The sequence below is a fragment of the Vibrio sp. CCB-PB317 genome (assembly GCF_022808245.1).
Taxonomy (GTDB): domain Bacteria; phylum Pseudomonadota; class Gammaproteobacteria; order Enterobacterales; family Vibrionaceae; genus Vibrio; species Vibrio diabolicus.
Genome location: NZ_JALGNU010000001.1, coordinates 1,734,707 through 1,750,662, shown reverse-complemented (window position 1 = coordinate 1,750,662; position 15,956 = coordinate 1,734,707). Strand labels below are relative to the sequence as shown.

13 protein-coding genes are annotated in these 15,956 nt (G+C 46.3%); 1 reads left to right on the top strand and 12 read right to left on the bottom strand.

Annotation, left to right across the window (positions count from 1 at the left end; translation table 11 throughout):
* Nucleotides 1-70 precede the first annotated feature (70 nt).
* The 9 genes from MTR11_RS08050 to MTR11_RS08010 all read right to left on the bottom strand — a co-directional run bounded on the left by MTR11_RS08050 (nt 71) and on the right by MTR11_RS08010 (nt 8,987).
* Nucleotides 71-487 (bottom strand): membrane protein, encoded by a 417-nt coding sequence (locus MTR11_RS08050; RefSeq protein ID WP_012841836.1) that lies wholly within the window; start codon nt 485-487, stop codon nt 71-73.
* Nucleotides 471-1,523 (bottom strand): formate dehydrogenase subunit gamma, encoded by a 1,053-nt coding sequence (locus MTR11_RS08045; RefSeq protein WP_047008778.1) that lies wholly within the window; start codon nt 1,521-1,523, stop codon nt 471-473. The genes MTR11_RS08050 and MTR11_RS08045 overlap by 17 nt, the downstream gene beginning before the upstream one ends.
* Before the next feature lie 14 nt (nt 1,524-1,537).
* Entirely contained in the window at nt 1,538-2,146 is a 609-nt protein-coding gene (gene fdh3B, locus MTR11_RS08040) for a formate dehydrogenase FDH3 subunit beta (protein ID WP_005377536.1), read from the bottom strand.
* Between the two features lie 11 nt (nt 2,147-2,157).
* Nucleotides 2,158-5,013, bottom strand: coding sequence for a formate dehydrogenase subunit alpha (locus MTR11_RS08035; RefSeq protein ID WP_053807412.1), 2,856 nt, complete (start codon nt 5,011-5,013; stop codon nt 2,158-2,160).
* 10 nt (nt 5,014-5,023) lie between these two features.
* Nucleotides 5,024-5,224, bottom strand: coding sequence for a twin-arginine translocation signal domain-containing protein (locus tag MTR11_RS08030; RefSeq protein ID WP_005396171.1), 201 nt, complete (start codon nt 5,222-5,224; stop codon nt 5,024-5,026).
* A gap of 73 nt (nt 5,225-5,297) precedes the next feature.
* Nucleotides 5,298-5,924, bottom strand: a complete 627-nt coding sequence (locus MTR11_RS08025) for a molecular chaperone (protein ID WP_006742580.1) — start codon at nt 5,922-5,924, stop codon at nt 5,298-5,300.
* A 9-nt stretch (nt 5,925-5,933) separates the two neighbouring features.
* Complete coding sequence (locus MTR11_RS08020) at nt 5,934-7,595, bottom strand: 4Fe-4S dicluster domain-containing protein (protein WP_243327268.1); 1,662 nt, start codon at nt 7,593-7,595, stop codon at nt 5,934-5,936.
* A 308-nt stretch (nt 7,596-7,903) separates the two neighbouring features.
* A complete protein-coding gene (locus MTR11_RS08015; RefSeq protein WP_213964308.1) occupies nt 7,904-8,533 on the bottom strand; it encodes a DUF3306 domain-containing protein in 630 nt (209 codons plus the stop codon).
* Nucleotides 8,523-8,987: a DUF3305 domain-containing protein gene (locus MTR11_RS08010; protein ID WP_193259301.1), complete on the bottom strand. Its 465-nt coding sequence runs from the start codon at nt 8,985-8,987 to the stop codon at nt 8,523-8,525. The genes MTR11_RS08015 and MTR11_RS08010 overlap by 11 nt, the downstream gene beginning before the upstream one ends.
* Before the next feature lie 325 nt (nt 8,988-9,312).
* Between MTR11_RS08010 and MTR11_RS08005 the strand changes: the two genes are divergently transcribed.
* Complete coding sequence (locus MTR11_RS08005; protein WP_005396179.1) at nt 9,313-10,146, top strand: formate dehydrogenase accessory sulfurtransferase FdhD; 834 nt, start codon at nt 9,313-9,315, stop codon at nt 10,144-10,146.
* 361 nt (nt 10,147-10,507) lie between these two features.
* Here the strand turns inward: MTR11_RS08005 and MTR11_RS08000 are convergent, their stop codons facing one another.
* The 3 genes from MTR11_RS08000 to MTR11_RS07990 all read right to left on the bottom strand — a co-directional run bounded on the left by MTR11_RS08000 (nt 10,508) and on the right by MTR11_RS07990 (nt 15,798).
* Nucleotides 10,508-12,100, bottom strand: a complete 1,593-nt coding sequence (locus MTR11_RS08000) for an ABC-F family ATPase (protein ID WP_012841837.1) — start codon at nt 12,098-12,100, stop codon at nt 10,508-10,510.
* A 217-nt stretch (nt 12,101-12,317) separates the two neighbouring features.
* The gene (locus tag MTR11_RS07995; protein WP_167426580.1) at nt 12,318-14,357 is read right to left on the bottom strand and encodes a cache domain-containing protein; all 2,040 of its coding nucleotides are present in this window, start codon (nt 14,355-14,357) and stop codon (nt 12,318-12,320) included.
* The gene (locus MTR11_RS07990) at nt 14,347-15,798 is read right to left on the bottom strand and encodes a sigma-54-dependent transcriptional regulator (RefSeq protein ID WP_005396186.1); all 1,452 of its coding nucleotides are present in this window, start codon (nt 15,796-15,798) and stop codon (nt 14,347-14,349) included. The genes MTR11_RS07995 and MTR11_RS07990 overlap by 11 nt, the downstream gene beginning before the upstream one ends.
* Nucleotides 15,799-15,956 lie beyond the last annotated feature (158 nt).

The window sequence follows — 15,956 nt, the reverse complement described above, 5'->3', positions numbered from 1 at the left end:
GCTTCATATTTGAGACATGACAGCAACAAAAAAACCGCCTATTACGGCGGTTTTGCTTAAAGAATACTGATTAAAGGTTTGGACCTGTCGATGGTCTGTGTGGTTGGTTATTGCGCAGTTGCTGCATCCCTTGAAACATTCGCATAAACCACACCAAGATGGCTAATGCAGCAAACACCATCCCTACCCAAGGAATAAAGTAAGCGATGGTTTCAAGCAAAGTACTATGCAACCAATAATCACTCACGCCAACGAGTACACCATTAGAAGTCGCGACGGTGACGATCAACACAACAAAAAACGTCAGGTAGAGAAAGAAGGTACGAATTAAACCGTAGTAATGAGAAATCACTACGTCGCTGTCTTCTCCCTTATCTAATCGGTAACCAGCATAGATAATTGCGATAACGCCTGAGATCAGAAACGTAAACGGAGTCAGACAGCTCAGGATGTACGCAACCCAAATCCCGTTATGAGGTTTGTTCATTCGCTTTCGCTCCTTTTGCTTCCGTTTGTGCCGTATCTGTTTCGCCCATCGCTTCTTTGGATTTCACTTCTTCATACCAAAGATCGTGATGCTCTTTCGCCCATGTTTCATCAACTTCACCTGTCACCATGCCTTCTAGCGCACCTTCCATACCGAATAGACCAATATAGATGTGGAAGATAAAGCCACAGATTAGAATCAGTGCCGAAATCGCGTGAACTAAGTTAGAAAGCTCCATGTCACGGCGAGTTTGGCCAAAGATAGGAAAATCTAGAACTAAGCCACTCACTGCCGCGATAGCACCAAAGAAGATCAATAACCAATAGATTGCCTTCTCGCCACCGTTTGAGAAACCAGCTGACGGGTGTGTGCCTTTGTGTTTACCAACCATACCGCCCATTTTCATGAACCAACGAACATCAGTCATGTTTGGAATCGACTTGCGCCACCATTTAAAGAGCACGAGCATCAGCAAAATGAAGAACAATGGTCCCATGTAATTGTGGTACTGCTTCGCCAACATGACGATAAAGCCCCAGAACTCAGTAGGAACGTACGGTTTTAAGAAGTGCTTACCGTAAACCAGCATCAAACCACTGAATGCCAAGGTTAAGAATGTAAACGCCATACTCCAGTGAAGCGCGCGGTCTAAACGAGACCAACGTTTCATCTTTCTGCCAGTACGCGGCTTGCTAAGCATTAAAGGACCAACGAGTACGTAAGCCATGATTACCATTGCAATACTGCCGAAAATCGCGACAGCACCAGCTGGAGACATCCATTTCTCTTTTAGAATGTACCAAGTCTCACCAGGTTTACTGATCAATACGCCATGTTCTGGCGATTGAGACGTGGTGTAGCCTTCTTGCCCCTCTCTGACCTCGCGCCAATAGTCTGCCCCGGCGAGTTGCGTGATCTCCTGTTGAATAACTTTAGAAGATTGTTCCTCTGCTGAAGCAGGCATTGCGAAAGTCAGCAGCAATGCCGTCATCATTGACAGCATTGCTAGAGACGCACGTTTAAGCGTGTTTAACATGTGCCTCTCCTTACTTAGCTTTTCGTCGCATCGTAAGAAAGATCGTTTCCGTCTGTCCAACCTGCGTTTTTCGCGCCGCGTTCTACCACACGTTGACGGAAAATGTCAGAGACTTTCTCTGCGTCACCCGCAAGCAGCGCTTTGGTTGAACAAAGCGATGCACACATTGGTAACTTGCCTTCTGCGATACGGTTCGCACCGTATTTTTGGCGCTCTTCCTCAGAGCCAGGCTCTGTTTCAGGGCCGCCCGCACAGAAAGTACATTTATCCATTTTGCCACGTTCACCAAACGCTTCTTGTTTAGGGAACTGAGGTGCGCCAAACGGACAAGCAAACAAACAGTAACCACAACCGATACACAGATCTTTATTGTGAAGAACGATCCCGTCTTCGGTATGTTCAAAACAGTCTGCTGGACAAACTGCCATACAAGGCGCATCGGTACAGTGCATACAAGCAACAGAGATGGAGTTTTCACCAGCTTCACCGTCGTTCAGTGTTACCACGCGGCGACGTTGAATGCCCCATTCAAGAGCATCGTCGTTTTCGTTCTTACATGCAGTAACACAGCCGTTACACTCGATACAGCGTTTGGTGTCACATAGAAATTTCATTCGTGCCATTGTCAGACTCCTTACGCTTTACGAATGTTACATAGGGTTACTTTGGTTTCCTGCATCAAGGTAACCGGGTCGTAACCGTAAGTGGTTGCCGTGTTGGCCGATTCGCCAACAACGTAAGGCTGTGTACCTTCTGGGTATTTAGGACGTAGGTCTTCACCTTCGAACTTACCGCCAAAGTGGAACGGAATGAACGCCAAGCCAGGTTTCACACGGCGTGTTACCATCGCTTTCACCTTGATTCGTCCCTTCTCTGCACCTTCAACCCAAACATCATCACCATCTCTGAAACCAAGGTCGTTCGCGTCTTTCGGGTTCACTTCGACAAACATTTCTTGTTGAAGCTCGGCAAGCCATGGATTTGAACGCGTCTCTTCACCGCCACCTTCGTATTCAACCAGACGACCAGAAGTCAGAACGATTGGGTACTCGCCAGATTTGTCTTGCTCTTGAATGGATTTATACAACGTAGGAACACGGAAGATCGCATCTTTGTCGTCCCAAGTTGGGTAGTCCGTTACAAGGTCACGACGTGGTGTGTACAGTGGTTCACGATGCAGTGGTACGCGGTCTGGGAACGTCCAAACAATCGCACGCGCTTTCGCGTTACCAAACGGAATACAACCGTGCTTGATCGCGACACGCTGAATACCGCCAGAAAGGTCAGTCTTCCAGTTTTTACCCTCTGCTGCCGCTTTCTCTTCAGCAGTTAGATCGTCCCACCAACCAAGTTGTTTCAATAACTTGTCAGTGAACTCTGGGTAACCATCTTTGATTTCACAGCCTTTCGAGTAGCTGTCTTCTGCAAGAAGGCTCTTGCCTTCGAATTCCACACCAAAGCGCGTACGGAAGTTACCGCCGCCTTCTGCAACCGTCTTAGACGTATCGTACAGAATGTGTGTGCCTGGGTGTTTCATTTCCGGTGTACCCCAACATGGCCAAGGTAGACCGTAGGTTTCACCGTTTACAGGGCCACCTTCCGCTTCCAATGTGGTTTTGTGGAACGTATGCCAGTTTTGTTGGTGCGCTTTCAAACGCTCTGGGCTTTGGCCTGTGTAACCAATCGTCCACATGCCTTTGTTGAATTCACGCGTTAGGTCTTCAATCACCGGCTGGTTGTTTTCAACACGGATATTTTTGAACAGAAGATCTGAATAGCCCAGTTTCTTCGAAAGCAGGTACATGATTTCATGGTCAGGTTTTGATTCGAACAAAGGTTCAATCACCTGATCACGCCATTGTAGAGAGCGGTTAGAAGCGGTAACACTGCCGTATGTTTCAAACTGTGTTGTTGCAGGAAGCAAGTAAACGCCGTCGGTACGGTCGTTCATTACCGCAGCAACAGTTGGGTATGGGTCCACAATCACCATCATGTCCAACTTCTGCATCGCTTTTTTCATCTCAACACCACGTGTTTGAGAATTCACTGCGTGACCCCAGTAGAACATTGCACGGATGTTTTCGCGTTGACGAATGTTGTCTTTGTTTTCCAGTACGCCATCCACCCAACGAGATACAGGAATACCTGCACTGTGCATTGGTTTTTGACCACCGTAAGCGTTGTCATCGAAACGACCTTTAATCCATTCGTAATCGATTTCCCACACTTTTGACCAATGACGCCAAGCACCTTCAGAAAGGCCGTAGTAGCCCGGTAGCGTGTCAGAAAGTACGCCAAGGTCGGTTGCGCCTTGTACGTTATCGTGACCACGGAAGATGTTTGCGCCGCCGCCTGATTTACCAATGTTACCAAGCGCTAGCTCAAGCACACAGTAAGCACGTGTGTTGTTGTTACCAGTAGTATGCTGAGTACCACCCATACACCAAACAATACAGCCTGGGCGATTTTCAGAAAGCAGTTTTGCGGTTTGGTAAACGTCTTCTTCGCTTACGCCTGTTACACGCTCAACTTCTGCTGGCGTCCACTTCGCCACTTCAGCACGGATTTCATCCATACCGAATACACGTTGACGGATGAATTCTTTATCTTCCCATTGGTTTTCGAAGATGTGCCACAACACACCCCAAATGAATGCAACGTCAGAACCAGGACGAAGTGATACATAGTGATCCGATTTTGCTGCCGTACGTGTACGACGAGGATCCGCTACGACGATCTTACAGTTGTTCTTCTCTTTTGCGATCAGAATGTGCTGCATCGCTACTGGGTGTGCTTCAGCTGGGTTTGAACCAATGAACAGCATCGACTTACAGTTGTGCATGTCATTGAAAGAGTTGGTCATCGCACCGTAACCCCAAGTGTTCGCTACACCCGCCACGGTTGTTGAGTGACAAATACGCGCTTGGTGGTCAACGTTGTTAGTGCCCCAAAGTGATGCCATTTTGCGGAACAAGTACGCTTGTTCGTTGCTGTGCTTTGCGCTTCCCAAGAAGTAAACCGAATCAGGGCCAGACTCTTTGCGGATGTCCATCACCTTGTTACCGATTTCTTCGATCGCTTGATCCCAAGAAAGCTTTTTCCACTTACCGTTTTCAAGCTTCATTGGGTATTTAAGGCGGCGCTCACCGTGACCATGTTCACGCAGTGCGGCGCCTTTTGCACAGTGACCACCGGCGTTAAATGGGTGGTCGAATGCAGGCTCTTGACCCGTCCAAACACCATTTTGAACTTCTGCGTAAATACCACAACCCACTGAACAGTGAGAACAGATAGTACGTTTTACTTCTGTTTTCGCTTCTGGATCGACTGATTTTGCTTGCGCTTTTTTCATCATTCCCGGTGCGAATAGACTAGCACCAACCACTGCGCCACCAGCGGCAAGCGAAGTGTTTTTCATGAATGCACGACGAGATACGCCAAGCTGGTTCGTTTCTTTGCTCACACTGTCGGAGCGTTTGACAAGTTTCATCCGTTATCTCCTAAAGTGTATCGTAGTAATCGCGAATGTGTTGAGTTTCACGATACCCTTTCTTCTTCACGTCTTTTTCAGAAGGCTCAACCGTTTCTGAAGCAACGGCCACTTTCGTGGTTCCCGCAACAACAGCACCAGCAACGGCAGCGGTTGTGAAGCCTTTTAGGAGATCCCTACGGCTTGTGTTTATTTCTTTATTATCTTTCATCATTGCTTCCTTACCTTACGGTAGATCTTTGGAGACTCATGCCTCTCTATCGATATGACCAAGTACTGCTCGATTACTCGTAATCAGTGACGTTTTTCACATCAATTTTTAATTTGCTCTTACTGCTTTTGGTGTTCACGCTAAAACGCACTTGCTCTAATGTTAAAAACGCATCGCAAAGCTGCGCAGCTGGCTTGTAGAAGTTCACGCTTTCGGCGTTCTCTAGTTGGCGCGTAAAAGATTGGAACCAAGGGGCGATGTGTTTGTTAAACACCGCTTGTTGAAGTTCTTCCTCTTCACCCGTCAGCATTGCCATCACTTCGCATAGTGCAGAAATATGGTCTTCAGGCTCTTTCACGTTCTCTTCTCGTTCGATGCCTAAAAGTTCCAAATCGCGACGAATTTCCGCTAACGGTTTTTCCATCATCGAGCCCGTACGATGCCAAGACCCGAATGGCACAACTTCACCACGTCCAATGCCAATAAACAGATCTTGATATTCTTCTTCTAACGCTTCTCGCTGCGCTTCGTTCGCGGCTTGTTGCAGTGCGAGCCAAGCTTTTTGCATCGCGCTCTCAGACGGTTCAATTTCTAGCGATTTCAAGAACGCCAGCATTTCATCACTTGGCGCACTACGAAAAAGGGCGGATAGAACGAGATAAATGTCTGTTCTCAGTGTTTGTTCTTGTTGTGTATCCACTGCGAGCTCCTAGTATTTCAATTGATTCATTGGATCAGCAGCCATCGATTCAAACATGTCGATCACACGACAGTCCTCACACATGGCAATGCGATTAATGGCTGCTTCATCAGAGAAATGAGAATGACCACGAAGTTTGTTTTGCAACATGTCGATCATCGATTGCGGAGCAAAAGGCTTGTGACAACGAATGCACTCGGCTGCCTTTTCTTCATGAATTACAACAGCTTTCTGGCGTTCTTCTTTCACCCAGTTCATACGAGGAGTAAGCGTCAGCACTTTCTCTGGACACGCTTTCTCGCACAGCCCACATTGAATGCAGTCTTGCTCGACGAATTTAAGCGACGGAGATTGGCCGTCCGTATGCAATGCACGTGTTGGACACACCGCCACACAGCTCATGCACAACGTACAATCTTTGCTTTCACAAGAAACCGTGCCGTAAGGTGCATTCGCTGGCAGTTCAACAATGTTCTCAACTGGAATACGCGATGCTGACAACGCATCCAACGCCGTAAATAGACGCTGACGTTTGTTACCTTGCAAATCACCTAATGCCAAATCAAAAGACTCGGTACAAAGTGTCGGAGCACCTTCACGTAGTGATTCTAGATACAGAATGTCGATGGTTTCTTTGGCGATACCAAGCTGGTCGAGCAACTCTTGAGCAATACCTACTTCGCTATTAAGTACACGAATAATGGTTTGAGGCATAAAACGCGAAGCCGCAAACAGCACCTGAGTGGCACCGTTCACAAGCGCGGCGAACCAAGTATCAATACCAACCGAAGGCAGTTCTTCCACCACAATTGGAATCAGGTTATCTGGCAGTGCTTTTAGTGCCATCACGTTGTAGCTCTCGTGGCGAGAACTACAAATCAATACGATAGGGTCTAAACCACCCGCTTGCTCATAGTTGGCGAGCGTACGTTCAATAAACTTTTGGGTATCTTCGGGGTTTGGCAATGCGTAATGAATAGCTTCCGTCGGACACGCTGTAGCACAAGTCCCAACGCCTTGACATAGGTATGGGTTGATCTCGATGCGATGGCCCGTTTTGTCGCTGCCTTCACTCGATAGTGCCCCTGCCGGGCAAGCATCCACACAACGTTCGCAACCTTTTACGCCACGAGAGCTGTGTGCACATAGATCGGTATCTAAACGGAAGAATTTCGGTTTATCGAACGTCCCCATCAAGGTTGGAATTTCTTCCAACGCTTCAGCCAGTTTCGGATAGCCACGACCGACTGGGTAGTAGCCTGGTACTGGTACTTCTTCCGACATGCAACTGTTTAGGCAAAGATCGAGTACGATATCGAAACAATCGCTATTGATCGCGACCTTGGCAAGGTTGTTGGTCGAACCATGATTTTCAATGAGAACTTCAAACGTACCTAAGAACCCTGAAACCTGAACCGAATTGGCGTAGTAAAGCTCGGGATTTGTGCCCTTTTCGCCATCGGTAGAAAGCAGCGTTAGGCTGTTCATTTGCGACAATTGCGCTGCCGCACTTTCGATGATTGCCGTTGGACCCACAATCAAAGTGTTACCACCGCTTTCATAGCTTACGGTTGGTGGAATAAGATTGGTCAACTCTACGGTATTTTCGAAAGCGTACAGCCTCGCTTTACCGTTATTGGAAGTTGCTTGTTCTAATAATTGCTTCAGCATTGCTCAATTCCATTTATGAACATGGATAGTCTTTTCCATCTCTTAGTGTAGTTAGCGCCGGAGATTCTGCTGATTAACTTATCAATGAGCATTCTTGTTCCGCCGTCTATAGGCGATGAATACTACGCAGTGGGCCCGGACTAACTTCAACCAGATTGGTATTGAGCAACAAATAGCAAATGTCATGCCAATAAAATATCAATTAAAATTCAACAGCTTAGATATTTTACCGACAAATAGTAGGGATAAAAAAACCGGTTGAGACATTTTGTCCCAGCCGGTTCATTGAGTATTTAGTCAAAATGTACCTATTCTTTGTGTGGTATATTTTGTCTCACCTCGTTAGGAGGTGATTCCTCAGAAAAAGTATCACTTTCACCAGGTACTGTGTTTATATACAGTTCGTTTTCATCTTGGGTAATTCCGGCACTTTTTTCGGCGTTTGGTTCTGCGTCTTCAACCACCTCATATGCGATATCGTCAGCGTTAAGTTCAGATCCTTGCGTCGTTTCAGCGTCTGGTTCTTCTTCCACTTTTTCTTTAACCCAATCACGCAGCGTCTCTGCGACGTCTTTAGAAAGTGACTTTAAGTTACTGTAATCATCATCGTAATCGTCTAGGCCATCACGCACGTTAAATTCTTCGGACAAGAACATTTTGCGCAGCGCGGCTTTCTTAACGCTTTCTGAAGCTTCAGAAACCAGCAGTTGCGCCACAGACATTTCTTCGGGCTTTTCTGTCTCTACATTCGCGGTAATGTCTGGAGCCTGACTAACCTCATTGACGTTCAAAGCGTCTGAGCTTTCGTCAGCGTTTGAAAGCGCTGTGACACTATCTTCGGATTGCTCCGTCTCTGCTATCGGCGTTATGTCTTCATCATATTGGGAAGATTCTTCTAATTTACGTTTCGACCAACGGCTTAAAAAACTAGTTGCCATTTGCTCTGCCCGCTCCTTTGCGTTTCTTACGTCTTACTTCTAACAACTCACCGTGGCGACCAATAAAGGCTTCCATCCAAGCCTGAACGGCTAACGGCATATCGTTGGATAGTACAAGGTTGTCGCCATCCATATATTGCGCCGCGACAGATTGTGAAGCCGTTAGTAACTGTATCGCTGGTTTTTCACCAGACTCGACGTTATCCATCACTAAAAAAAGTTTAGGTTGCTGAGAGCTTAAGTTAAAGCGGTAGTCTGTACGTTCGTCTTTGTGCAATTGCAACAGACAAATATCGGGAGTCTCTTCCGTCGGATTTAGCGCAAACCCCGTCAACTGCCATTGGGTTGTTACCCAAATCCCTGTACTGATCTCATGCTCAACAAGCTCTACGCCAATTGGCCATGCGTCTTCGGTCTTCTCGTAATTGTTCTCGAAATCTTTCTTATCCGACATAACTCACCCAGTTTTTCTATTTTGGTCTGAAAGCAATCAGGACACTTTGACCTTACTTTCGACCATTTTATTGACTTATAAGCAATAAACGAGCCACACTGATAAAGCTTAGCCTATTCATGTCCTCTGGCTATAAGTACCAAACTAGCCGAAACTCAAATGTACTGATGTGTCATTACTGCGAACTCGCAGTTTTAATGCATTGTTGACATAAAACCTCGCAATTTTTGTGGGAACCGCTATTTTGGAACGAGATTTGCTTTGCTAACCACTTAGCAAGCTAAATGCGTAGCAACCTAACGCTCTTAATCACTAGGACACGACTGTGCTGAAACCAAATATTATTAAAACCAGTGAAAATCCCCTGCAAACCATTGAAGTCGATGTGTACGACGAGTACGGCGAAAAGCTCACAAAGCAAATCGCTTGCGAGCGTCCTCTTACGGTCATGCTGAACTGGAAAGAAGTGGTCACGCTCATGACGCTAGGTTCGCGTCCAGAAGCGCTAGTACTGGGTTATTTAAAAAACCAAAGCTTCCTGTCCGATCCAGCCGCAATTGAATCCGTCATTATTGACTGGGAAACGCATTCCGCAGCGGTGATTACTAAAGAAAATACCGAACATTTAGAAGGCGCTCTGAAAAAGAAAACCGTCACATCTGGCTGTGGTCAAGGCACCATGTATGGCAACGTGATGAAACAACTTGAGAATTACCAAGTGCCTCAAGTTCCGCTTAAACAATCAGAAATCTATTCCGCATTGGAAGCGTTGACTCATTACAACGACACCTACAAAAAAGCAGGTGCGGTGCATGGCTGTGCGGTTTGCAAAGGCAATGAGGTATTATCATTTGTGGAAGATGTCGGCCGCCACAATGCAGTGGATACGCTTGCAGGTGAGATGTGGCTCAAAGAAGAAACAGGTGAAGATAAAATTTTCTACACAACTGGTCGCCTTACTTCAGAGATGGTGATTAAAGTGGCCCAAATGGGCATTCCTGTTCTGCTTTCTCGCTCTGGCGTTACTCAAATGGGGTTAGATCTTGCGAAACAATTTGGCATTACGACGATTGCGCGAGCAAAAGGTTTACGCTTCCAAGTATTTACCGGAGCCGACAAGATTGAGTTTGATGTGAAAGGCGAAAGTGCATCTCGTTAACGAGAAAATAATACAAAACCGTCGATTCGTGTAAACTTATAACAATTGGGATAAGTAAATCATCACGTTATGAAGGCTTAATTAAACGATATAAGTCAGAAATAGCAACATGTGTTGTAGCAATACAACGCTTGCTTTAATTGATGCTAACTACAGCTCATTCACAAAGGATGTGAACTATGGACAATGACCAACTGTGGAATTTTTTGCTCACGCCCAGTGGCATCATGCTCTCAATGATCATTACATTTGGTGTCGTCGGCATATATGCGTATATAACCGGTCAGTTTAAGGATTAAGACCAATATAAAAAGCCTCGCTAAATAGCGAGGCTTTTGCTTTTTAAACACTTCGCGAGTAATTACGCGTCAACGCCACGAGATTTTAGGAACTCAGAGTACGTGCCTTTGAAGTCCGTGATCTTGCCATCGCGAATTTCGATAATACGCGTTGCTAGCGAGTCTACGAATACACGGTCGTGAGATACGAAGAACAACGTGCCTTTGTATTGCTCAAGCGCGGTGTTCAAAGATTCAATCGATTCCATGTCCATGTGGTTGGTTGGTTCGTCCATTAGCAGCATGTTTGGCTTGTGCATCATCAGCTTACCAAGCAACATACGACCTTGCTCACCACCAGATAGTACTTTTACTGACTTCTTAATGTCGTCTTGACCAAACAGCATACGACCAAGGAAACCACGAACGACTTGCTCGTCATCACCTTCTTGACGCCATTGACCCATCCAATCCGTTAGGTTCATGTCTTCTGCAAAGTCATGCGCGTGGTCTTGCGCGTAGTAACCGATGTTTGAGTTTTCAGACCATTTGTACTCACCCGCACGCGGTTCAAGCACACCAGCAAGCGTGTTTAGAAGTGTTGTTTTACCCACACCGTTCTCACCGATGATCGCAACGCGCTCACCCACTTCAAAAATTGCATTGAAGTCTGAGAACAAGTCCTCTTCGAAACCTTGGCTTAGGTTTTCAACAATCAGAGCGTTACGGAACAGCTCTTTCGACTGTTCGAAACGAATGAATGGGTTTTGACGGCTAGACGCTTTAACTTCATCCAGTTTGATCTTGTCGATTTGCTTCGCACGAGATGTCGCTTGTTTTGCTTTCGATGCGTTTGCTGAGAAACGTGCAACGAACGTTTGTAGCTCTGCAATTTGTGCTTTCTTCTTCGCATTGTCGTTTAATAGACGTTCACGAGCTTGAGAAGCTGCTGTCATGTACTCATCGTAGTTACCTGGGTAAATGCGCAGTTCACCGTAATCCAAGTCAGCCATGTGCGTACATACTGAGTTTAGGAAGTGGCGGTCGTGCGAGATGATGATCATCGTGCAGTTACGCGCGTTTAGCGTGTCTTCCAACCAACGGATCGTATCCATGTCCAAGTTGTTGGTAGGTTCGTCAAGCAGCATAACGTCTGGGTCTGCGAATAGAACTTGCGCTAGAAGCACACGAAGCTTCCAGCCCGGCGCCACTTCACTCATTAGGCCGAAGTGCTGCTCCATTGGAATACCCACCGCAAGAAGAAGCTCGCCCGCTTTGGCTTCTGCCATGTAGCCGTCCATTTCCGCAAACTGAACTTCTAGGTCAGCCACTTTCATGCCGTCTTCTTCACTCATTTCAGCAAGTGAGTAGATACGGTCACGCTCTTTCTTCACTTCCCATAGCTCTTTATGACCCATGATAACGGTATCGATTACCGTAAATTCTTCGTAAGCGAACTGGTCCTGGTTTAGTTTTGCAACGCGCTCGTTTGGATCGTAACTCACGTTACCGCTGGTTTGCTCAAGCTCGCCGCTGAGGATCTTCATAAAGGTTGATTTACCACAACCGTTAGCTCCAATTAAGCCGTAGCGATTACCTTCGCCGAACTTAACTGAAATGTTTTCGAATAGCGGCTTAGCGCCGAATTGTTGAGTAATATTCGCTGTGGAGATCAAAACCTTTACCTTAGCAATTGGGGTGTATTTAGAAAAACCGGGCAACGGTACTTGTTCATGCTACATACTGCAAGTGTTGTTTTTATTAATTCATCGCTAGTGAAACCATCGCAGTGCTTCTTCAAAGCAAAAAGCTCAAGCACAAATGCGTCATTGAATACAAAAAAGAGCCAGTATTATAACTGGCTCTTTCTTCCGTAATGCTTACAACAAGTGACTAAGCGATATTCGTCACCTCTAGGATCAGCTCGGCTTTTTTAGGTAAATAAATACTGAATTTACTGCCCTTTCCCCATTCCGACTCGGCTTTTAGCTCACCACCCGTTTGGCTGAGGATACTTTGAGAGACCGACAGTCCCAATCCAGTACCCTCTCGCTTCGTCGTGTAAAATGGTGAGAAGATTCGATTCAAGTTTTCTGGCTTAATACCGCAACCCTCGTCAATAACATGAATCGCGGCTCCTTTCACTTCGCCCTCGTCAATCCAGTCTTCACTGACTACGGTTAACGTGCCTTTGCCGTTCATTGCGTGAATGGCATTCATTTGCAAATTAACTAAGATTTGTAGCAAGTGGTGACGGTTTATCTCAACGGACGTTTGCGCTTGTAGATCAGTCACAAACTCGACGTCGCGTTTCTTGGTGCCCGTTTTAACCAAGGTGATGCTTTCATCAATGATAGGATTGACATGTTGCCAAGTGATTTCATCTTGAACACCACCTTGGCGACTGTATTGCAATAAACTACGCGTGATATTGCGAATACGGTCGATTTGCGCGTGAATCGCATCAATCTCTTCTTGTACTCGACTTGCATCGTCACCCAACTCAAAGTGGATCAACTCCACGTTGCCAAGGATCACGGCGGTTGGGTTATTGATTTCGTGAGCAATCCCCGCGGTGAGTTCTCCCAGTGCTGCCAGTTTTTCATGAACAACGAGTTTGTCGCGGGTTTGGTTAAGCAATTGAATATGCAGCTCTAGATCTTGGGTTTTTTCTCTAAGGCTTGCCGTACGCTCTTGAACTTTGCATTCAAGTTGCGCTGCGGAGTTCTTCAGTTCAATTTTGCGCTCTTCTAGCGCGTCTAACATATCATCAAACTGTCTGGCTAACTGCGCAAGTTCATGATCGGCATCCAATCCCAACGGACCAATCCGTTTTTCTTTTCCTTGTTGGACCTGCTTCACCACTTTATGGATGCGTTCGATCGGTCGAAACAGATCATAAGAACCGCGATATACCATCACGCCGGAAACCAGCAATAACATAACCGTAATCAAGCTAATTTCTGCAATGTTGGTCATGTAGGCTTTAACGAATGGCCACATTAGGTAACCGGTATAAAGCATACCAATGACGTTGTCGTATTGGTCTTTGATCGGTTGATACGCCGTAATATACCAAGCGTCATACACATAGGCTCGGTCAACCCACTGCTCACCTTTTGAAAGTACTTGGTTATACACTTCTGCGCTCACGCGAGTGCCTATGGCGCGCCCTAACCTATGCTCGCTGTCTAGAGGAACGTTGGTGCTCACACGCAAATCATCAAGAAATACGGTCAATGTGCCAACCGGACGAAGGCGATCATTATCGCTGAGATAGATTAAGTCGCGAATTTGATCTACCAATACAGTGCTGTTATTGAGAAGCAAACCACCATCAAGAAAGCCGATCAAATCATTCGTTTGGCTATGCACAGGAATCACGGTTCGACTGACTAGCCCACGTGCTTCCATGCCCCCATCGGCAAGAATAGGCACTTCCGCTCGTTTAGCGAGTTCAGGATCGAGGCGTTCGAGTTCTTCTTTATTGAGTACATCAAAAAACGATTCTCGCTTAGTGAGATCCATAAAGCGGAATTTGTTTTCCATCGAGTTGACGCGTTGGAAAGAGAGAAAATCTAAAGCATATCTTTTCTTCTGCTCAGTGACCCACTTTTGCAGCTCATCTTGCGGTATCCCTTGATTGATGCGAATACGAAAATCGTACGAGTCAGCAAACGCACGTACGTAATTCGATTGCTTTTGCTGTAACAACGTTACGCTGTTATTTGCAACTCCCAAACGTTCAGAAACATCCAGCAGTGCATTTTGCCACGTATAATGAATGGACCAATAAATGGTAATCCCGATCAGGGCTATCAAAGTGAGGAAGATAGGTGCGGAGGTTAAAAATAATAAGCGATAACGCACCATGGTTTTAAAACGGTGCGTCCATTTCGACAATCCTTTGTGCTGCGGGCCGTTAGTCGGCATATTCCTCATCCTCAGAATCCCATTCTTTATACTTACGTTCTAAGGTCTTACGCGCAACGCCTAAGTCACGAGCAGCGGCTGATTTGTTGCCTTCGTGCAAATTAACGACCTGTTTTATATGCGCTTTTTCGACTTCTTTCAGTGTCCAGTTGTTTGGATACCCCTCACCAGTGAACTCTCTACCTTCTTTAAACGTCGGTAGTTCAGCAGAATGAGAAACGGTAATCGACACATTAGGCAATGAGTGTCCACCATTTAGCTCCCGCCAATAATGCGCAGGCGGTTTGCCAAGCAAAATGCATCGCTCAATCAAGTTTTTCAGTTCACGAATATTGCCTGGCCAATCGTACTCGCTCATCGCTTCCATATCTTCGTGCGCCCATTTTGGAGCAGGCATACCAAGCTCCCGCGTCAGCATATTGCTAAAAAATGGCACGAGCTCAAACAAATCGGTTTTGCGCTCACGCAGCGGACACACTTCAATTTTCAGAACGTTTAAACGGTAATACAGGTCACTGCGGAAGTTGCCTTGGTTGACCTCTTCTTGCAGGTTTCGGTTGGTGGCGGCAACAATACGGACATCAATGCTGATTTCTTTTTCTGAACCAACAGGACGGATAGTACGCTGCTCCAAAACGCGTAACAGCGACGCTTGCATTGCAAGTGGCATTTCCCCGATTTCATCGAGGAACAAGGTGCCGCCATTTGCTACGCGGAACAAACCTTCACGAGATTTTTTAGCACCGGTAAACGCGCCCGATGTATGACCAAATAACTCACTTTCAAGTAGCTCTGGCGCAATTGCTCCACAGTTGATAGGCACAAATGGGCCCGTTCGCCCACTCGCCTGGTGAATACCTCGCGCAACCAGCTCTTTACCCGTACCCGACTCACCTTCCACCAAAACAGAAGCTCGCGATGGTGCAAACTGGTTAATCAGCTGCTTAAGCTGACGCGTTTTCTCTGAACCACCGATGATCTCGGAGGTATTGTGACGTTGGTAATCGCGCTTCATGGCGTACTGCATGCGCTCGTTTAGACGTCGGTCCATGCAGCGACTGACCGCTTTTAGCATTTGTTCTAGGTTGAAGGGCTTTAGGATAAAGTCAGAAGCACCAAGTTGAAGTGCGCGAATAGCAATCTCTAAATCCGCATAGCCCGTCATGAAGATCACATCGGCACGTTTGTCGTCATCTTCAAACGCTTCTTCCCACTCAATCCCAGAGCGCCCCGGCAGATTAATATCCAGTAAAATCAGATCATAATGTCGAGAATTACGCAGTTGCTCTGCTTCTTCGATGCTGCCAGCAGTGTCGACATGTGAGAAAAGCTTCCCCAATGCCTTTTTCAAAATGGCTTGCATGCCCAATTCATCATCAACGACCAGTACGGAAAAGGCGTTATATTGTTGGTTTGTACTAATATGGGATTGAGTAGACATATTTACCCCAGATGGCTTCGGATGGGACAGAGTGTACCAAGTTTAAACAGAGATACCCTACAAAAAGTGCGACATTTTGTACCAACGCAAACTTTTGTGCAAATAACCCCATGATTTAGTGCATAAATCGAGCACTTTTCGCTTGTAAAAGGTTGGCA